Source organism: Ruegeria sp. AU67, from assembly GCF_900312795.1.
Taxonomy (GTDB): domain Bacteria; phylum Pseudomonadota; class Alphaproteobacteria; order Rhodobacterales; family Rhodobacteraceae; genus Ruegeria; species Ruegeria atlantica.
Map to the genome: position 1 here is coordinate 16,429 of NZ_OMPH01000007.1, position 19,351 is coordinate 35,779.

The 19,351-nt window shown below is 55.9% G+C and carries 14 protein-coding genes and 1 tRNA gene; 10 read left to right on the forward strand and 5 right to left on the reverse strand.

Translation table 11 applies throughout. The annotated features are described in order from the left end of the window. The first annotated feature begins 476 nt into the window (after positions 1 to 476). The 5 genes from DK510_RS02480 to DK510_RS02500 all read left to right on the forward strand — a co-directional run bounded on the left by DK510_RS02480 (position 477) and on the right by DK510_RS02500 (position 7,072). Positions 477 to 1,382 carry a LysR substrate-binding domain-containing protein gene (locus tag DK510_RS02480; RefSeq protein WP_109310769.1) on the forward strand — a complete coding sequence of 302 codons (906 nt, stop codon included), beginning with the start codon at positions 477 to 479 and terminating at the stop codon, positions 1,380 to 1,382. A gap of 99 nt (positions 1,383 to 1,481) precedes the next feature. Beyond that, a complete protein-coding gene (locus DK510_RS02485; RefSeq protein WP_109310770.1) occupies positions 1,482 to 2,636 on the forward strand; it encodes an aromatic ring-hydroxylating dioxygenase subunit alpha in 1,155 nt (384 codons plus the stop codon). Between the two features lie 59 nt (positions 2,637 to 2,695). Then, entirely contained in the window at positions 2,696 to 2,935 is a 240-nt protein-coding gene (locus DK510_RS02490) for a hypothetical protein (RefSeq protein WP_109310771.1), read from the forward strand. A 110-nt stretch (positions 2,936 to 3,045) separates the two neighbouring features. Then, positions 3,046 to 5,466, forward strand: a complete 2,421-nt coding sequence (locus DK510_RS02495; RefSeq protein ID WP_109310772.1) for an FAD-dependent oxidoreductase — start codon at positions 3,046 to 3,048, stop codon at positions 5,464 to 5,466. Between the two features lie 103 nt (positions 5,467 to 5,569). Beyond that, positions 5,570 to 7,072: an NAD(P)/FAD-dependent oxidoreductase gene (locus DK510_RS02500; RefSeq protein WP_109310773.1), complete on the forward strand. Its 1,503-nt coding sequence runs from the start codon at positions 5,570 to 5,572 to the stop codon at positions 7,070 to 7,072. A gap of 730 nt (positions 7,073 to 7,802) precedes the next feature. Here the strand turns inward: DK510_RS02500 and DK510_RS02505 are convergent. Together DK510_RS02505 and DK510_RS02510 are read right to left on the reverse strand one after the other, a co-directional pair. Further along, entirely contained in the window at positions 7,803 to 8,747 is a 945-nt protein-coding gene (locus DK510_RS02505) for a homocysteine S-methyltransferase family protein (protein WP_109310774.1), read from the reverse strand. 31 nt (positions 8,748 to 8,778) lie between these two features. Next, entirely contained in the window at positions 8,779 to 10,173 is a 1,395-nt protein-coding gene (locus DK510_RS02510; protein WP_109310775.1) for an FAD-binding oxidoreductase, read from the reverse strand. A 143-nt stretch (positions 10,174 to 10,316) separates the two neighbouring features. Here DK510_RS02510 and DK510_RS02515 point away from each other — a divergent pair, with 143 nt between their 5' ends. The 3 genes from DK510_RS02515 (at position 10,317) to DK510_RS02525 (ending at position 14,678) form a co-directional block, all read left to right on the forward strand. Then, positions 10,317 to 11,357: a GlxA family transcriptional regulator gene (locus DK510_RS02515; RefSeq protein WP_109310776.1), complete on the forward strand. Its 1,041-nt coding sequence runs from the start codon at positions 10,317 to 10,319 to the stop codon at positions 11,355 to 11,357. Between the two features lie 631 nt (positions 11,358 to 11,988). Further along, positions 11,989 to 13,782: an amidohydrolase gene (locus tag DK510_RS02520; protein WP_109310777.1), complete on the forward strand. Its 1,794-nt coding sequence runs from the start codon at positions 11,989 to 11,991 to the stop codon at positions 13,780 to 13,782. Then, the gene (locus DK510_RS02525) at positions 13,779 to 14,678 is read left to right on the forward strand and encodes a GTP-binding protein (RefSeq protein ID WP_109310778.1); all 900 of its coding nucleotides are present in this window, start codon (positions 13,779 to 13,781) and stop codon (positions 14,676 to 14,678) included. Before DK510_RS02520 ends, DK510_RS02525 begins: the two co-directional genes overlap by 4 nt. 418 nt (positions 14,679 to 15,096) lie before the next feature. Here the strand turns inward: DK510_RS02525 and DK510_RS02535 are convergent, their stop codons facing one another. Beyond that, the gene (locus DK510_RS02535; RefSeq protein ID WP_109310780.1) at positions 15,097 to 15,753 is read right to left on the reverse strand and encodes a hypothetical protein; all 657 of its coding nucleotides are present in this window, start codon (positions 15,751 to 15,753) and stop codon (positions 15,097 to 15,099) included. Next, positions 15,750 to 16,958, reverse strand: coding sequence for a site-specific integrase (locus tag DK510_RS02540; RefSeq protein ID WP_109310781.1), 1,209 nt, complete (start codon positions 16,956 to 16,958; stop codon positions 15,750 to 15,752). Before DK510_RS02540 ends, DK510_RS02535 begins: the two co-directional genes overlap by 4 nt. Positions 16,959 to 17,134: 176 nt before the next feature. On the opposite strand from DK510_RS02540, the gene DK510_RS02545 reads away from it, so the two are divergent. After that, positions 17,135 to 18,109 carry an alpha/beta fold hydrolase gene (locus DK510_RS02545; protein WP_109310782.1) on the forward strand — a complete coding sequence of 325 codons (975 nt, stop codon included), beginning with the start codon at positions 17,135 to 17,137 and terminating at the stop codon, positions 18,107 to 18,109. An 81-nt stretch (positions 18,110 to 18,190) separates the two neighbouring features. Further along, positions 18,191 to 18,267, forward strand: a tRNA-Met gene (locus DK510_RS02550). A gap of 596 nt (positions 18,268 to 18,863) precedes the next feature. On the opposite strand, the gene DK510_RS02555 is transcribed toward DK510_RS02550, so the two are convergent. After that, positions 18,864 to 19,343 (reverse strand): invasion associated locus B family protein, encoded by a 480-nt coding sequence (locus DK510_RS02555; protein ID WP_160116427.1) that lies wholly within the window; start codon positions 19,341 to 19,343, stop codon positions 18,864 to 18,866. Between the last annotated feature and the right edge of the window lie 8 nt (positions 19,344 to 19,351).

The following is a 19,351-nucleotide window of genomic DNA, read 5'->3' on the forward strand; positions in this document are numbered from 1 at the left end:
GGAAGGTGCTGCAGCAGACGTATCGGCTCTTTCTTGTTTCGTTTCTGTGTTTCAGAAATGCGGCACTGCCGCATGATCTTACGCCTTCTGAGTTGCATTGAATTCAACACACCGTGCAATCAGGCGATACTAGGTCTTACCAACTGGGAATGGGTTCGCGCCTCCTTCACTTCCCCTTTCGACCTTTCCCGTTTGTCAGTTCGGGACATCGTTGTGTCGCAGTACCATCTTATGACGCCCAGAAAATTCTCTCGAAAAGCCCGAAAAACACAACGTTTGTTGGTAGAACTGACTATAGTGGCGCTCCGTTCTAAATTCGGCCAGAACCGACGCATTGACGAAAAATGCGACATCCGCCTTTAACTTGAGCCAGAAAAACATCAAATCATCAAAAGCGCTATAGCTTTCACCTTCAAAAAAACTAAAACTGAGTTGACAAAAATTAAACTAAACCGAAAAACGATTCACCAGCTTCCATGTCCAGACGCCACTACAACCTGCCGCCGCTGACAACCTTGTCAGCTTTTGAGGCCGCCGCCCGCCACCTGAGTTTTAAGAACGCCGCCGTTGAACTGTCTGTCACACCCGGCGCGGTCAGTCACCAGATCAAGGCGCTTGAAGGCGATCTGGACACACCGTTGTTTCAACGCAAGCATCGCGGCGTTGATCTGACCGAGGATGGCAAGGCGCTTTATGACGCGCTGTCCACGTCCTTCGGGCGCATCTCAAAAACGCTGAGCATGATCCGCGACCGATCGACAGCCGGAAAGGTGACCGTAGGATCGACAACCGCAGTAGCCGCGTTGTGGTTATCTCCGGCCGTCATTCGGTTCTGGCGGGACATGCCCGAAGTCAATGTTGATCAACTGTCACAGGATCGCCCCTTTCGCGATCGGCCTGACGTCGACTTTTTCATTCGCTATGGGCGGGACAGCGATCCCAACCTGTCACACACTCCGCTGTTTCGCGACCAGCTAGTCCCGGTCGGAAGCCCAGAGATGGCAGAAAGGCTTGCGGATGCCGGTCTTGAAGATCTGACCTCTGAACGGCTGATTTATCTGGATTCAGAAGACCGCACCTGGACCACCTGGCCCGAATGGTTCCAGCAGTTGGGATATAATGGCGCAGTGCCCATTGAATCCCGCGTCAACAGCTATTCAGTCGCGCTGCAGCTTGCACGTAAGGGTGCGGGGCTGGCGCTGGGTTGGCAGCGGCTGATCCAACCCATGCTGCAATCAGGTAAACTGGTGCCGATTGGCACGCATCAGTTGCCCGCTCCAAACCAGTTTTACCTAGTCGGGCGACCGGATGAAGAACTCTCAGACAGTGCCCGCGCCCTGAAAAACTGGATCGTTCAAGAGGTTCAGGAAGGTTCGGTTTAGGTGAAATCACTCTCTGATGAGCTTTTCTGATATTGAGACCAACAGGTTCAATCCGCCAATAGGGATTAATAGCATCCAGCAAAACCTCAGGAGAGCCCGATGAACAAGCATAGCGCGCTGTCTTCCGTTCTGGCCGATGTAAACGTCGCAAATGGCCTGCCTAACGAACATTACATCGATCCGATCGTTTTCGACGAAGAAAAGCGTTCTGTGCTGTATGCCAACTGGTCCGGGATCGGGTTTGGCAAGGATGTTCCGGAAGAAGGCGATGCAAAACCAGTCGACTTTCTGGGCATGCCGCTGTTGATTGTCCGGGACAAAGACGGCGAGGTTGGCGTTTTCCAAAACACCTGCCGCCACCGCGGGATGATCCTGGTAGACACGCCGCGCAAAATCGGCGGCGCAATCCGCTGCCCCTATCATAGTTGGTGCTACAGCCTGAAAGGAGAGCTGCGCGCAACCCCGCATGTGGGTGGCCCCGGCCAGAACAAACACGAAGACGTCAATCGCGAAGACCTGGGTCTGATCCGCGTGCGGTCCTACGTCTGGCGCGACGTGATCTTTGTGAATGTTGACGGCACAGCGCCCGAATTCGAAGAAGTTCACGGCGCTCTGCTGGAGCGATGGGAAGAATTTGACAAACCCGTCTTTCACGGCGGTGAAACGTCGTCGTTCAAGCTGGAGGTCAAAACCAACTGGAAACTGGCGGTCGAGAATTATTGCGAAAGCTATCACCTGCCGTGGGTACATCCCGGCCTGAACAGCTATTCCCGGCTGGAGGATCACTATAACATCGAAGTACGCGGCCAGTATTCCGGACAAGGCACTATGGTCTATCGCCAGTTGACAGATCAAGATGGCGCGACTTTCCCGGACTTCGACGGGCTAAGCGACAAATGGGACGAAGGCGCAGAGTATATAGCGCTGTACCCGAACGTTCTGTTGGGCGTTCAGCGCGACCATGCTTTCGCCATCGTGTTGGAGCCGGTCGATCAGGAAAACACGGTAGAACACATCGAGTTATACTACGCAAAAAGCCTCGAAGACACGCCCCAACATGACGGGCTGCGCGCCTCAAACGCGCAGCTGTGGAAAACCGTGTTCGAAGAGGATGTCTTTGTGGTCGAAGGCATGCAAAAGGGCCGGCATGGAATGCTATTCGATGGCGGTCGGTTCTCGCCCGCGATGGATGGCCCGACGCACAACTTCCACCATTGGGTCGCGACGCAAGTTGAAAACGGCCGCGCGGAGTAACCCTTTTGGATTGTTCAGCCGCCGGGTGGCTGACCGGTTGCCCGTAGAAGGGGACGCCCATGGACAAACAGGAGCTGGATCGCCTCTTGCTGGACGCACATGATCGAAATGATCATGCCGATCTGATCCGATGCTATACGATAGCCGCGGATGAGCATGAAGCGATGCAAGACATCGACGCCGCCTGTTTCTACCTGACACATGCCTTCATTTTCGCGCTGGAATCCGGCGCGCCCGAAGCTGATGCGCTGAACCAACGGCTGGTCGCATATGGCCGGGCGCATAAGCTGGATTTCTGAGTTTAGCCTCAGATTAAACTCACTCAACCCAACTTGAAATTTATGTCCGTTGCCGATGCCATTACGATGATGACACATGGCCGCGGGACCAACTTTGATACGGCAGGCTCATGAAAACGAATGCACAGGCGGTGGTGATTGGCGGCGGGGTGATCGGGTGCTCGATCCTCTATCATTTGACCAAACTGGGATGGTCGGATGTGGTGCTACTGGAACGGGATGAGCTGACGTCAGGCTCGACCTGGCATGCGGCGGCAAACATCCACGGGCTGCATGACAGCACCAATATCAGCCGCATTCAGCACTATACGATGAACCTGTACAAAGAGCTTGAGGCCGAAACCGGCCAAAGCTGCGGCGTGTTCCAGCCCGGCTCGCTTTACCTCGCTCAAACCGAAGAACGCGAACATCAGCTGAAGCTGCAAGCCGCTAAGGCCAAGCTTTACGGCATGAACTTTTATGAGATCAGCATCAAAGAGGCCCAGCGACTGAACCCGCTGGTCAACTACGATGGCATCCGCTGCGTGATGTATGAACCAGACGGTGGCAATGTGGATCCATCGGGCGTCACAAACGCCTATGCGGTGGGCGCCCGGCAACGCGGAGCCGAGATCCATCGATTTACCCCCGTCACGGCGACTGACCAGCAAGAAGATGGCACTTGGATCATACGAACACCCAAGGGCGACATCCACACCCCTTGGGTCGTCAATGCCGCCGGTCTGTGGGGGCGCGAAGTCGCCAAACTTGCCGGAATTGAGCTGCCCCTACAACCGACTGAGCACCAGTATTTCGTGACCGAAACAATGGCGGACGTGGCAGCGCGTGGCACCCGGCTGCCCTCGGTCAGTGATCGTGACGGCGAGTATTACTTGCGGCAGGAAGGTCAGGGCCTGCTGGTTGGCGCCTATGAAAAGGACATGAAATTCTGGGCCGAGGACGGCACGCCACTCGACTTCGCGCATGATCTCTTCCCCGACGATCTGGAACGGATCGAAGAGAATATGATGAACGCCATCGAACGTCTGCCCGCCGTGGGTGAAGCCGGTATCAAGCGGGTTATCAACGGGCCGATGATCTGGTCGCCCGACAGCAACGTGCTGATGGGACCAGTGCCCGAGGTCGACGGCTATTTCTGTTGCAACGGTATCATCCCCGGCTTCTCACAATCTGGCGGCATGGGCCTGATGGCGGCGCAATGGATCATCGAGGGTGAAACGCAGTACGATATGTTCGCCTGGGATATGGCTCGGTTCGATGACTGGGCGACGAAAGAGTTCACAATGGCCCGCGTTCAGGACCAGTACGCCCACCGGTTCGCGATCCACTTCCCGAACGAGGAACGCAGCGCAGGCCGCCCAGCGCGCACGCGCCCCATCTATGACACGCAAGCTCAAATAGGCGCAGTGTTTGGCCTGAACGCAGGGTGGGAGCACCCCTTGTGGTTCGCGGATACGCCAGGAACCAAAGACACTAATGGCTTTACCCGTCAGAACTGGTGGGAACCCGTGGGTGAGGAATGCCGGATGCTGCGTGAGCGCGCGGGGATCATCGATATCTCGAACTTTGCCAAATATGTCTGCAAGGGACCGGGAGGCGAGGACTGGCTGAATGCTGTTTTCACCAACACCATGCCCAAATCGGTCGGCAGGTCCTGTCTTACGCCTCTGATCTCGAAACGCGGGGGCATCGCCGGGGACTTCACTGTAACCCGTGTGGCCGATGACGAGTTTTGGATCATCGGATCCGGATTGGCCGAGCGGTATCACAAACGGTTCTTCAAACAGGTCCCCCTGCCCGATGGCACCACATTCAAAAGCCGGACCGAGGCCGTGTGCGGGTTCAACGTCGCTGGCCCAAAATCGCGCGAGTTATTGCAGCGCCTGACCAATACCTCGCTGGCCACCGAGGATTTCCCCTTCATGCGATCCGCCCAAATCGAACTGGCCGGAATCGAAGTACTGGCCCTACGGGTTTCGTTCACGGGTGATTTGGGGTGGGAGGTTCACTGTGCCACCGAAGATCAGGCCCGCCTGTATGACGCCCTGCTTCAGGTCGGTCAGGAGTTTGGCGCAGGCCCAGTGGGAAGCCGAGCACTGATGTCGTTGCGGGTCGAAAAAGGATATGGCTCGTGGAGCCGCGAATACAGCCCCGAATACTGGCCGCATGAGGTAGGTCTGGATCGGTTGTGCAAGTTCAGCAAAGACTTTCTGAACAAGAACGCAGCCGAGACCGTTTTAGCCAACCCTGCCCGCGAACAGCTTGTCCTTTTGCATCTGGATGAGGCTGACACCAGCGCGTCGAACGCCGACGCGACCGGCGGTGAGCCAGTCTTCAAAAATGGTCAGGGTATCGGCCGCGTGACCTCTGGCGCTTATGGTTATTCCGTCGGCATGTCTCTGGCGCTTGGCTTTGTAACCGATGCCAAAGCAGGGGATGAGGTCGAGGTGATGGTATTGGGACGTCCGCACAAGGCGACCATTCTGTCCGAGCCGCCTTTTGATCCAAATGGCGAAATCCTACGCGGCTGAATAAACCGTGAACGGTGCCTGACCCTACGGGAGGCTGTTCTCACGCAATCCAGCACCTATAGTCTGACCCAACCATATCGGTCGTTTTGGGAGGGACGAGCGCATGGACTATCAAACCGATATGCTGATCGTCGGCGCCGGGTTTTCCGGCCTGACGATGGCGATTGAGGCCCGCAAACGCGGCATCAAGGACATTGCGATCCTTGAAAAAGCGAATGAGATTGGCGGGACGTGGCGCGAGAACACCTATCCCGGTGTCGCGTGTGATATCCCATCGCACCTCTATTCCATGGTAACGCATCTGAACCCGGACTGGAGCCGGGCTTATGCGGGCGGCGCTGAAATTCAGACCTATCTGAAAAAGGTCTGCCTTGATGAGGGGATTTACGAGCTATGCCATTTCGGGCAGCAGCTGAAATCTGCCCGCTGGGACGGCATGCGCTGGCAGGTGGAAACCGAAAGTGGGCAGCGCTGGTCCGCGCGGTTTCTAGTCTCAGCCATAGGGGCGCTGCATCTGCCCAGCATCCCCGATTTACCCGGTGCGGACAGCTTTCCCGGGCCTTGCTTTCACTCTGCCGAGTGGGATCACGACACGTCGCTTGAGGAAAAACGCGTCGCAGTTGTCGGAACCGGCGCATCCGCTGTCCAGTTTGTTCCAGAGATTGCAAAAACTGCTGCACACGTCACAATCTTTCAACGCAGCGCGCCCTATGTCCTGCCCCGCCCGGATGGCCCAATCGCGCCCCGGTTACGCCGCCTTTATCGCAGCATCCCGGTGTTACCTTGGGCACGCCGGAAACTGATTTACATTGTCTTCGAGTATCGCCACCGCGTGTTCAGCGGCGAAAAACGGATGGTAAATTTTGCCATGAAGATGTGGCGCAAATCGTTGGAAAGCGCGATCGCCGACCCAGGCCTGCGCAAACAGTTGACGCCGGACTATAGGATCGGTTGCAAACGCATCCTCAGCTCGAACGATTGGTACCCGGCACTGGCGCGTGAAAACGTGACAGTTCTCCCGCACGGTGTGGCATCAATTGAGGGCGATCAGATCATTTCATCTGACGGAAGCCGAACACATGCTGACGTTCTGATCTGGGGCACCGGGTTTCATGTCACAGATGTGGTCGAGCGCCTCGACATAACGGGATCCGATGGACTGACATTGCGCCAGGCATGGTCGGACGGAATGAAAGCGCATTTGGGTACTGCCATCGCAGGTTTCCCCAATTTCTTCATCTTGCTCGGGCCACATACCGGCCTCGGTCACAACTCGGTTGTGCTGATGATCGAAGCACAGGTTCGCCACATCGGCCGAGTGCTGGACCAGATGAACCGCGACGGACTGCAGATTATAACACCCCGCCCGGACTACCAGGAATCCTTCGAACAGGAGATGCGCGAACGGCACGAAGACAGCGTATGGCAGGTGGGTGGCTGCGCCTCATGGTATCAGGATGCACAGGGCCGGAACACGACGCTTTGGCCCGGGACCGTTTTAGAGTATGAAAAGCGCATGGCGCAATCCGGGCTGGAACAATACCAACCTGCCCCTTCCTCAGGCGGGGAGACACAAAACTGCGCTGCCCCAGACATATCACTGTAGTTTCAATATGTTACCGCCCAGCGCCTCAAACGCTGGAAATCCCGTGGCGCGCATATGGCGCCCCCGCATCCTTTTTTTTCTACACACGCAGGGAACAGGCCAAACCGCAGGCGTAAACCGGGGTGTAATCTCCGCAGGGCTTTGCTACTAAGCACTTTTCCCAGTCTTTCCAGCACCATGCGCGCCGGTTTGTGACATTTTGCACCCCGGGATTTAGCGTAACACCCACCTATACCCCGGCCCCAGCGCGGCTACTTCAGATTGCCGAAATCAGTACGCGTGCTGCCGCTACAAAACCGGACCCGGCCACTACGCCAGCCAATAGTACGCAGCCTATTTCAAGTGCGCTAAGCTTCATTTTGAACTCCATCAAAATGCTTTCGATCGCGATAGACCAAACATCTCGCGTTGAATAGTCTGCGCAAGTTTACGTGGCGAAAACTTGCAACGGAGGCGGCGTGGATTTGCTCAAACAGAGCCATCAAGGTTAGCTCGTGACTTTCACTCTGTCGTTATATGCTTGACCTGTGGTCACGCGGTATCATCGAAGGGAATTGAAGCTGGCACTTCCCACCCTAGGCTCTGGACCTATAAATACAAAATCTGCTCACTGGCAGCAAAGCGGACGTTCAGGCAGCCTGCAGCGAACAGCTGCTTTGAGCCCATAGAAACGAATGCTGCGCTAGCTTCGAATGGCAGCTAACGTGGCAAGTTCGTTGGTGCGGATCGCTTACTCTGCGGCCAACATGGCTCGCCCGATTTTCTCGACATGGACATAATCGGTGCCGCAACACCCGCCAAAAACATTCATTGTCGGATGTGCGGCCCTGATATTAACGTATTGGCACGCCAATTCATCGGGATCGCCCTCTTCAAGATGGCCCAACTGGCACAAGGTACCATGATCCAAGGACGACGCGTTGGCCCGAAGTCCACGGATACGGTTCGCCCAAGGCTCGCTGGCCAGTGCAGGGCCAAAATCGACCGGATGCGAGCAGTTGATCATGTAATAGGCCGGAGCGTTTGACGTTGCGGCATCGACCACTTCAATCGCTTGTTTCAGCGTTTCACCGCTGCGCAGTTTGCGGTCTTTCTCAATCGTAAAGGAAATCACCGACGGGATGCCTGCTCGGGCTGAAGCCTTTGCAATACCAATTGCCTCGTCTGTTGTGTTCAGGGTTAGTGCCGTGACGATATCGGCCCCGGCGGCTTTGAACGTCTCAATCTGTTCGCTATGGTAGAATTCGGCACGCTCGGCAGAAAGGCCATTGTTCGTTTGATAGGCATCACCTTTCGGCCCGATGCAGCCACTGATAACGGTGTTTTCAGCTGTCAAACCAGCGTCAGCGGCGCACTCACGGTAAAGCTTGAAGCACTTGTGGTTCATCTCGGCCAGACCCTCGGTGGAATATCCAAGCAACTCGCCCCAATCACGACTGGCGCGATAAGTCAGGCTGTCAAAGATGAAGGGCGTTCCAAACTTCACTGCGATATTGGCGAAGGCGGTGTAATATTCCCGCAGCGCAGCTGCGGACCGTTGATCATTCAGCAAGTGGAATGCGCTGAATTCCGGAAGCTCGAAGCCGCGTTTGTACATAAGCCATGTCTCGGTTCCGCCATCGGTTAAGAAGATGTCATCCGTCTGATGTGGCAATCTGGGTGCAGGTTGAGACAAGTCTTGCTCCTTTCAAAATGCTTCGCTGGCCCTATGTCTCAGGTGCAATGTTCTGATTAAACTGGAACCGGTTTTGCGGGTCGTATTTTGTTTTGATCTCGACAAGCCGCTTATAGTTCGGGCCGAAACTTGTCTGCGTCAGTTCCGCGTTGTCCTCGCCATGGCCCGCAAAGTTTAGGTAAACGCGCCCATGATGACCAAAGCGTTCGGAGTTGGACCAGCCGTCACGTGACCAGGCAATGTTAGCGACGTCGTCTGCCGGGTCTGACCAAATTCCATCAAGCGAATACATCCAGCCAAAAGAACGATCGCCGAATGCGGTGTCAGCGGCGGCGACCCTTGCTGTTGCACCGCCAAAATTCCAAAGCGATGAAATCGAATTGTCTGATGGGGCCGCCAATGCATTAGAAATTGCCAGGTCGATCATTTCATCTGACAATTCGCTGAGATAGCGCGCCTTCCAATAACACCGGAAATCTCCGGCGGGCACCAGAGTATCAAACAACTGCTGCACATCGCAGTAGTTCATCCGTCCGGAGAAATCCGTTGACAATTCGCCAAGTTCACGAAGGGGCTGGGTCAGCGCTTCACCCTCGGCTGCGTCTCCGTTGTAAATACATGCAAGGGTAAAGACCCGTTTGCCCCAGTGTTCTTCCGGAAATTCTTCGCCGCCTGCCGTTGAAAACTCGCACAGGGAACCAACCTTGTCCCCGTGTTTTGCTAAAAAGTCTCGCCAAGCCCGGATTGGTTCTGGACCGTCTTCCAACAAATAAATTGGTGCGGTAAACATAACTTCCGGGCCCATAGGGTGCAGGGAAAATTCAAAGTTAACAACGACGCCAAAATTGCCGCCGCCACCTTGCAGCGCCCACAATAGATCTGGGTTTTCGTCAGTGCTGGCGCGCACCAATGACCCGTCAGCGGTCACTACATCAGCCGCAACCAGGTTATCGACAGAAAGCCCGTGTTTGGCGCGCAGCCAGCCAATGCCGCCAGACAGCGTAAGCCCAGCCACACCGGTGTCAGAAATCAAACCACCCGGCGTGGCAAGCCCATGTTCTTGTGTCGCCGTATCTACATCACGCCACAATGCGCCACCTTGAACTTTGGCCAAACGAGCGGTTGGGTCGACTTCAACACCGCGCATCCCGGAAAGGTCGATCATCACGCCACCGTCACATACCGCGTGCCCAGCTACGTTGTGTCCGCCGCCCTTAATCGAAATCGGTAAATCCTGGGCGACGGCGAGCTTCACAGCCGCTTGGACATCGGATGCAGATTTGCACTGGGCAATGACGGCAGGTCGGCGATCTATCATCGCATTCCAAACCGCACGGGCACCATTAAACCGGTTATCATCCGGGCCAATCAAATTACCACTAAACTCAAGTGAGTGCGTATCTAACATGTTGGATAAGTTGTTCATCGTAATCACCCCTATTGATTTTTTTCAGGCTACCCCAACTCCTCCTAGCGCAAGAAGTGGCAATATGGACGCCGCCAAGGCATACTGGACAAATGACCACGGCAAACGTGTCAAAACCGTGCTGAAATGGACAGGAGAGCCTAATGGGCCAAGAAAAGAACCCCCTGATTGTGTTGCTGGCAGCGCCAGAAACTTCAGCCTCAGTATTGTACGGGTTGTACGATGTGCTGGCCTCGGTTGGGGCTGTCTATTCCGACATGTTGGCCGGAACGCCGGGAAATGAAGTTTTGGATATCAAGATTGCATCAGCGGACGGGAAACCATTTCACTGTCTGGGCAATATTCCAGTTGAGCCGCATATGGCGGCCGACGACGAGGCCACGCCCGACGCTGTTGTTGTTTGCGATATGTATACTTCGATTTATGACGTCCCAAAGGGGCGCTATCCGCGCGAAATTGCTTGGCTGCGGAAAGTTCATGACAATGGCGCGCTTGTAACTTCTGTTTGTTCAGGTTCGCTCTTGCTTGCCGAAGGTGGAATGCTGGATGGCCGAGAGGCAACAGCCCATTGGGCATATCGTGACATGTTTCAGCGCCACTATCCCAATGTTTCCTTTCGCAATGAAAGCATCTTGTGCTTAACAGAAGAAGCTGACGGGATCGTGACAGCAGGCGGCGTAAGCGCGTGGCATGATCTTACCGTTTATCTGATTGCCAAACTTTGCGGATACCAGCACGCGATTGAAACCGCGAAAGTGTTCCTAATAAGTGGACATTCTGAAGGACAATCCCCCTATGCTGTGATGACCCGGCCGATGGAAACATCCGATGCGCAAATATCCGACTGTCAGACATGGATTGCCGAAAACTACGAAGTTGCCAAGCCGGTTGAACAAATGGTGGCGCGTTCTGGCCTGAACGCCCGAACATTTTCCCGCCGGTTCAAGGCGGCGACGGGATTTGCGCCGATAGAGTATGTGCAGGCCCTTCGGATTGAAGAGGCCAAACAGATGCTGGAGACCGACGAACAGCTTGTCGATGAAGTTGGCGTATTGGTTGGTTATGAAGATCCCGCATCGTTCAGACGGGTGTTCAAACGTGGAGTTGGCCTGTCTCCCGCCGCTTACAGGAAGAAGTTCCAACGTATTTCACAGATTGCCAATCCTATGACCGCAAATGCCTAGACGAATTCAGGATCTATCGTGAAACAACTTGTAACCAGCTCAAGAAGAGCTCTTTCACTGGAGCGGACATTCACGTAACTGCAGCGAAAGCTCACTTTGTCCGCAACTGAGACACTCGTTATGACTGCAGCGAACGTCTGGTGCTGGTGAAAGCGGTCATTGAGAGCCAAAGTTCGAATTTCTAGCGATGAAGGACTGCTTTCCGCTACATAGCAGGCAGTCACCAAAATTCGGTGAATGACTGCAGCGAGCCCAAAGTTTCCGTTGATGAATGGTGCAGCATCCGTCGCGAAGGGCAGAAAGCGGTCCTTTGCTGTAAGCGCGGAATCGCATCGCCGAGAACCAAAAACAAACGTCGAGCCGAGCCAGTCAGAACATTTTATATGTTTTCCGGCTCGAGTCCTGCGCGGACCATTTTTGCCAGCACAAGCATGTGGGATGGCTCGCCCGAATTCCCTTCTCTCAGCGCGTCAATCACGGGTGTGGTGCGCAGCGGCGCTGACGATGGTGCGTTAAAAGTTGACGCGCCGACCACCTTGCACGACGGTATCGATGCTCAAAACAAGTGCCGCTTGGAATGTCGCGCAGTCAGGCTATTATTTCAAAAATACCAAGGTCAGGAATTCAACGAATGGCATCATCCAACATCACTTATCCTTCGCGTCGTCACGTGGTCAAAACTGGTTCGGCCGCTGCGCTGTTTGCAGCATCTCCATTTGGGCTTCCCCGTGAAGCTCGGGCACAGACGGGCGCCACTCTAACCAAGATTTTTTTCGGAGGTACAATTTTGACCGTCGAGGACGCCGAGCCCATCGCGGAAGCGGTCGCTGTCGCGGGCGGACGTATCGTAGCAGTTGGATCCGAAACCGACATCATGGCGCTTGCCACGGAGTCAACAGAACGAGTCGACCTGCAGGGAGCAACTTTGCTTCCCGGTTTTGTTGATAGCCACGGCCACTTCATGAACGCGCCGCAGATTGTGCGATGGGTGAACGTGTCTGGCGAGCCTGTTGGCCCGGTCGGCTCAATCGCTGACATTGTTTCTGAAATCCAAAAATACGTTGATAGTGTTCAGCCGGCTCCAGGCGAGTGGATCATTGGCTATGGCTATGATGTGAACGTGATCACAGACGGCAGAGAGCTGTCGCGCGATGATCTCGATCCGCATTTTCCCGACAACCCAGTTATGTTGATCCACGTGTCGAACCACGGTTGCGTAATGAACTCTCGCGGGTTCGAAATCTTCGGCATGGATGAAACGACCCCAACCCCTGACGGGGGCCTCATTTTGCGTAAAGACGGCTCAAACGAGCCGGATGGGCTTCTGATGGAGACAGCGTTTCTGCCGATCTTCGCTGAGCTGCCCAAGCCGTCCGAGCAAGAACTTCTCGACACGCTGGATGCGGCGCAAGACATTTATGCGTCGCGCGGCGTGACGACAGCTCAGGAGGGCGCAACACATAAGGCCGACCTTGAGTTCCTCATAAGGGCTGCTGATGAAGACCGGTTTAAGATCGATATTGTTGCTTTGCCACTTGTGATCGAATTCCCAGCCCTGATTGCAGAGTATGCCCCGAATTTTCAGGGTGGTCCCATGGAACTTCCAGATACGGCCGCACTCGCCTTTGGCACATATCGCAACCGGTTGAAATTGCAGGGCGTAAAGATCCCGCTCGACGGGTCTCCGCAGGGCAAGACAGCATTCTGGAGTGAACCGCTGCTTACCGGAGGGCCGGAGGGCGAAGACGATTATGTTGGTTTTCCGCTTTTCCCACCGGAAGTTGTTGCTCCGGTAGTGGCGGAGTTTGTCAGCAAAGGCATCCAGACATTCACCCACGCCAATGGTGACGCGGCAATCGACATGATTGTTGACGCGATCCGTGATGCCGGTGTCAGCGCGTCAGATGATCGACGGGATTGTGTCATTCACTCGCAATTCATGCGACCCGATCAGCTAGACTCCTACGTCGAACTCGGCCTGACACCCTCGTTCTTCACTTTGCACACCTTCTTCTGGGGCGATGTGCACATCGCGAACACCGGGCCTGAGCGCGCAGGATTCATGAGCCCCATGGTATCGGCGCAGGAAAAAAGTATCCGTTTCTCCAACCACTCAGACTTCTCTGTGACGCCTATGGATCCCCTGAGAATGATGCATTCATCAATCACGCGCCGCACTCGTACAGGCGTTGTTGTCGGCGAAGACCAGCGGGTGGACATAATGACGGCGCTTCGCGCTATGACGATCGACGCTGCGTGGCAGATCTTCGAAGAAGATACGAAAGGCTCCATTGCACCGGGCAAGCTGGCTGATTTTGTTGTTCTCGATCGCAATCCGCTGGAGGTTGAAACTGATGCTCTCATGGAGCTTGAGGTACTCGAAACCTTCAAAGAAGGTGAAAGTGTCTGGAGGCGGCCAGCGTGAAACTGCCTCTTACCGTTCTTGGCGGGTACCTTGGTGCGGGCAAGACAACACTCCTTAATCGGATGCTTACTGGCGACCACGGGCGTCGAATCGCTGTCATCGTAAACGACTTCGGCGCGCTAAATGTTGATGCTAGCCTGATCGCCGAGCATTCTGGGGATACGATTGCGTTGACGAACGGATGCATTTGCTGCTCAGCGGCAGATGGCACGGCTGTCGCCATCGCTCAGATCCTAAAAAGAAGGGATGAGTTTGACCACATTGCAATTGAAGCCTCGGGCGTTGCCGAACCCGGCAAGGTTGCTCGAAATGCATCCGCCTTCCAATTGCCACTTGACGGCGTGATAATACTCGCCGATGCCGATCAATTGCCTGACCAGGTTAAGAACAAATACATTGGTCGCGCTGTAGCTGCGCAACTGCGTCAGGCCGACTTGATCGTGCTCAATAAGACAGACCTAGCCGACGCTGCGCGCACTGCCAAATCCAGAACAGTGCTGGCCGAGAAGGCGCCTGGAACGCCTGTCATTGAGACTAGCTATGCCGATTTGCCAGTAGAGGTGCTGTTCGGTGTGACGCGGAGGGTAGAGAACCACGTCATGCGTGAAGAGTCCGAATCCAATGTCGATCACGATGAAGGCTATGTGAGCGCAGTTTGGGAGAGCGCTGAGCCAATTACGCGACAGGAGCTGCAAGCAGTTGCGAATGACTTCTTGTCGTCCGCAATCCGTGCGAAGGGATTTGTGGCGCTGGAAGGTGAACCGGACACGCGGCATCTGTACCAGCAGGTCGGCCGCCGTTGGACGATCACCCCGGCTGGTACCTGGGAGGCCGATACGCCGACGACGAGAATCCTTTCCATACGGCTTTCTGTTCAAGAAAACGGGCTGGATTAGGAGAGAGACCGCCTCGGCATGCGACGGCACCCTTGCAGATAATAGGACCTAAACAATGACCGCTTTGCTTGCTTCCACGCCTCCAGCCTAGTAGCGGCGATGCACTTGCCGCGATACTTGGGCGGTGCGTTGGTATACAGGCGTGTAACTCTCGGTCCGCGTCCGTCCTTGCGCCAGCGTTCAACGCTGCGGGTGCTGACGCCGAGAATGGCCGCGAGATCCTGCGATGAGTACAGGACATCGAGCTCAATCATCCCGCCAGCTGCGGCAAGGACAGGTTGCTTGATGTGTGTGAATTCCGACATTTGATTTGCCCGTATGTGATGTGAAAACTTCCACCACCACAGGTGCCACAGATGTTCGGGTACTTTGGTGGGGGGGCAAAGGGACTATTTGCCACCCCCATGATTTTACTGCGCTATTTCCTTCGCTTTGGGCTTGGCGCGTAACTTTGCACCGTGTCCCGCAGGAATTCCCGTGCTGTCAGCGATGGGGATTGCATCGGATTGTGTTGCTTGCGCAGCGCTTCCCCCAACGCGTCGACCGAGTGTCTCGGGTCTGTCTCGCTGGCAAGCCCCTCGTCGGGCGCGATGTACTGTCCCGGCAACCATTTGTGTTCCCATTTTCGCACGCGTTCTGCCCCGTCCGTTCTGCCCGTGCTGCGGAGTATGGTTGCCACCTCATCCCGTGCCTTGGCGGCAGACAGCGCCTGACCGTGCGCCTTGCCATCGCGCAGGAATTCCACACAGGCAATTGCTGCGCATCGTACCGTGGCTTCCCCCAGCGAAACCGGGGGCTGTCCTTTGCCCGGGTCGCGGGTCAAAGACGTGATTTCAGCGTGCAGAATTTCATCACGCAGACGTAGCAGCGGGGCGAGGTCATGGCCCCGTTGCAATTCAGGGTGCGCTTCCTGCATGTATGCAATGGTTGCGGTCAGGGCTGTACTGCGGCGCAGATCCTCATCAGGGCATTGCGAGGCCATAACCAGCGCCACCCGATAGCGCAGATATGCTGCCCCAACGCGCCGCCCGTCAAACGTGGTCGGCAGTTCCATTGTGATACGGTCGGGCTTCATGCGACCACCTCCGCAATGTGCGCTTCCCATAGCGCCTGCGCCTCAAACCGCATTTCCCACAGGTCCGCAGCTGAATACCGGCCCATCAGGTCAGGCCGGACGTGTCCAATCATCAGCTCACACACGCGTTCCCGGACGCCAAGTTCCTCAAGCCCCGTGCGGTACGTCCTGCGCAGCGCATGAAACCCAAACCCCGGATTGCCCAGCGCCGGGCGTAGCTCATTCATGATGTGGCTAAATCCACCGATGCGCTTGCCGTTCCGACCGGGAAACACCAAGTCCGTTCCAGCGTGCCTTGGTTGCGCATCCAGCAAGTCCAGCGCCATCGGCCCCAGCGGAACACGCACCGCCTGCCCCATCTTGTGCAGCTCTGCCGGGACAGTCCAGACGTCGCCGGATATGTCCGACCACGTCATCCACGCTGTTTCACTGCGCCTCTGTCCGGTCAGCAGCATGAACCGCAACAGATCTCGATACATCGTGTTTGTCATCTGGCCCGTCGCACTCCAGAACCCCCTGATTTCCTCGGCGCTGGTGAATGTCACCTTGCCCCGCGTGTTGAGTTTCTGCGCCCGTGTGTCCTGTTCCTTGCGATATCCGGCAATCACATTGGCGGGCAGATATCCATCATTTGCGGCCCATGTCAGCAAGCCGGACACGCATTTGCGCAGATATTCGGACTGCAGGCCACGCGCCTCAAGGTCATTCATTGCACCCACAATCTGCACCCGTGTCAGCCCCTGCGCAGGGCGGGGCAGGTATCGCCTGAGGTTGCGACGCAGGCAGGACACCACGTCTTTGCGCTTTACGACGCCCCGTTGCGCCAAGCGTTGGGCGTATGCGTCAATGAGCTGAGAGAGGGTCAGCGCTTCGGTTTTGTCCGTTGGGTCTATGCCCCGCCGCATCTCGGCCAGCAACCGCAGCGCCTCATTGCGCGCATCGGCCAGCGACACCGCGTCAACCGACCCAATCCGCACGTTGCGGGCGACAGCGCCCCGACCGGGCCCAACACGGGATTTCACGTAGTACGACGCATTCCCGCTTGGCTGGACGCGGACAATCAGGCCCGGTGTCTGGGCATCCCGCACATCATACGGCTTGGCGCGGGGCTGCAGCCTGGACACGCGCTGGGTCGTGAGTTTGACCGGGTCTGCCGGTTTGGGTCTGAGGCGTGCTACGGGCGCGGTCTGTCTGATATCTGTCATCGTGCTTCCGTCTCATCATCGTTTGGCCTGTGGCGCGCATATGGCGCACCGGAGAGCGTATTTGTGTCGCCCTCAGTCTGTAGTGTAAAGGGCATAGGCTTGCATTTAAAGGGGAATGTGGTACATCAGTCGGGCGGGATCGGTCCCCGTGACACCCTCAGGCGGAAAGTGATGAGATGACCACAATTCTATTTATCGCCCTTCTGATCGGCGGCTTCTTTGTCGGCATGAACCTGTGGACCCGGCGACTGACCCGGCAGGGATTGAAGCGCGTCCCGCAACTTGGACAGATTGTCCCGGTGCGCGGCGGCAGCATTCATTACGTGGAAAAGGGCGACCCCACTAAGCAGACAGTCATCATGATCCACGGTCTTGCGGGGCAACTGCAGCATTTCACCTATTCTCTGATGGACCTGTTGGCGGATGACTATCACATCATCGCACTCGACCGCCCTGGCTGCGGATACTCAACCCGCGATAGCGCCGATCTTGGGCGCCTGCCCGAACAGGCCCGCATGATTCAGGAGTTTCTGGACACCAAAGGCATTTCCAACGCCGTTCTGGTCGGACACTCATTGGGCGGGGCCGTATCGCTGGCCATGGCGTTGGAACACCCGGAGAAAACCAAAGCGCTCGCTTTGCTCGCCCCGTTGACGCAAAAGCTGTCGAATACGCCGCAAGTTTTCAAACCGCTGGAAATACGTACCGAGTGGTTGCGCAACTTTATCGGCAACACGATCGCTGTCCCCATATCGGCTAAGACCGCCCCGCATACATTGGGAGCCGTTTTCTATCCGGAACCCGCGCCAGATGACTTTCTGGACCGCGCCGGCGGTGCGCTGGGGTTGCGCCCTTCGGCCTTCATTACCGCGTCGCAGGATGTTGTAGGGGTGGATGAAAGTATCGGAGCCCAGGTAGACCGCTATACCGACTTGTCCGTACCCGGCGGCATTCTGTACGGGGCACAAGACACCATACTTTCACCCACCGCCAACGGTGCCCCCATGGCCCGGTTCGGGCTGAGCGACGAAAAGATCGAAGGGTTGGGCCATATGATCCCGATCACCGCACCCGACGCCTGCGCGGTCTTCATTCGTAGAATTGCTGATACTGCTGGGGTCGCTGCACAACAGGCAACCAAAGCAGATTGATCGGGGCAAAAATAATCTCCGTAAGGCGGTGTTTCCCCCTTGACCCTTTCCGGCCCCTCGCTTAAATCGCCTCTCACTCATGGCGGAGTAGCTCAGTTGGTTAGAGCAGCGGAATCATAATCCGCGTGTCGGGGGTTCAAGTCCCTCCTCCGCTACCAAAATCTCTCAATATCTATTCATTAGCGATAACTACGATCAAGCAATGAAGCTTAGCTCGCCATTGGGTTCGGACCAATGGCACCTTCACGGGCTCACTGTTTGAACTTCTGACGCTTGGGTTTGTCACCCTCATATCAAATAGCTGTGAAACGCATTGATGCTGAAGACAACGATGCAGAAAAGTGCGGGATCAGCGGCTGTGAGGCGCGCAGACAATCGGCCTACAGCAGCAGGGCGCGCCGCCGAAACGCTACAACCATGGCTTCTTAAACTTTGCTGGGAACGGTTGAAGTAGCTCTTTGGGGTCGGTTTTCTGATCCTCGACAATCTACCACTTGCGCCACTTAGCAACCGTCTTAGGATTGATGCCCAGTTCCCAGCTCAACTCCGAGATTGCTGGATTGATGTTCTACCCGCGTGCGTGGTCATTTTGCGACCATAACGAACTTGTCCCCTAGTGCTGCCTTCCATTCCTCAAAAGATCACACCATCAAACAACTAGAGCTACTTGAAATGCAAACATCAGGACTTCTTTGTTGGCGGGGAGTTAACATGACGATACCCCGAAAGTCGGCCATGCCCATAAAAACAGCCGTCATGGCAGAAGATCGGATACCCTGCTGAACCCCGTCAGATCAAAACCAAAGGAGATCGGGTCTCCTGCGGTATTTTTACTTTCGATCGTCAATTGGCTTCCAGCCCGCATCGCAGACATCCATTCGGACGAGACAGGCGAACGGGCAAAGCAGCCTTGAGCCTCGCAAGTCAGAAATTCCAGACGCGCAACTTTGGCGTCATCGACTTTCGCGATCAGCCCCTCGGAAAAAAGCAGGCCAAACGGCAAGGTAAGCACGGTTTCGGTCTCATCTTTCCCCGCAGGCTTCACGAACGCAACGGAGGTAAGCCTCTGATTGTTTTCGGTCAAAACAATACTCTGGGTCATTTCACAGACCAGCTCGGTTCCGTTGCCCGGATTTCCACAATTTACCGACCACGGGAGTGTGCCGTTCTGCTGCGCGGCAAGAGGGTGTGTCAAACCCAGTGAGATTCCTAGCGCGCCAAGCCAAATTTTCATACTGCCGT

Excerpts from the sequence above, each read along its gene's own strand:
- DK510_RS02520 (WP_109310777.1), top strand. The coding sequence starts at position 11,989 with ATGGCATCATCCAACATCACTTATCCTTCGCGTCGTCACGTGGTCAAA.
- DK510_RS02515 (WP_109310776.1), top strand. The coding sequence starts at position 10,317 with ATGGGCCAAGAAAAGAACCCCCTGATTGTGTTGCTGGCAGCGCCAGAA.
- DK510_RS02540 (WP_109310781.1), bottom strand. The coding sequence starts at position 16,958 with ATGACAGATATCAGACAGACCGCGCCCGTAGCACGCCTCAGACCCAAA.
- DK510_RS02495 (WP_109310772.1), top strand. The coding sequence starts at position 3,046 with ATGAAAACGAATGCACAGGCGGTGGTGATTGGCGGCGGGGTGATCGGG.
- DK510_RS02510 (WP_109310775.1), bottom strand. The coding sequence starts at position 10,173 with ATGAACAACTTATCCAACATGTTAGATACGCACTCACTTGAGTTTAGT.
- DK510_RS02535 (WP_109310780.1), bottom strand. The coding sequence starts at position 15,753 with ATGAAGCCCGACCGTATCACAATGGAACTGCCGACCACGTTTGACGGG.
- DK510_RS02490 (WP_109310771.1), top strand. The coding sequence starts at position 2,696 with ATGGACAAACAGGAGCTGGATCGCCTCTTGCTGGACGCACATGATCGA.
- DK510_RS02485 (WP_109310770.1), top strand. The coding sequence starts at position 1,482 with ATGAACAAGCATAGCGCGCTGTCTTCCGTTCTGGCCGATGTAAACGTC.
- DK510_RS02545 (WP_109310782.1), top strand. The coding sequence starts at position 17,135 with ATGACCACAATTCTATTTATCGCCCTTCTGATCGGCGGCTTCTTTGTC.
- DK510_RS02555 (WP_160116427.1), bottom strand. The coding sequence starts at position 19,343 with ATGAAAATTTGGCTTGGCGCGCTAGGAATCTCACTGGGTTTGACACAC.
- DK510_RS02480 (WP_109310769.1), top strand. The coding sequence starts at position 477 with ATGTCCAGACGCCACTACAACCTGCCGCCGCTGACAACCTTGTCAGCT.
- DK510_RS02500 (WP_109310773.1), top strand. The coding sequence starts at position 5,570 with ATGGACTATCAAACCGATATGCTGATCGTCGGCGCCGGGTTTTCCGGC.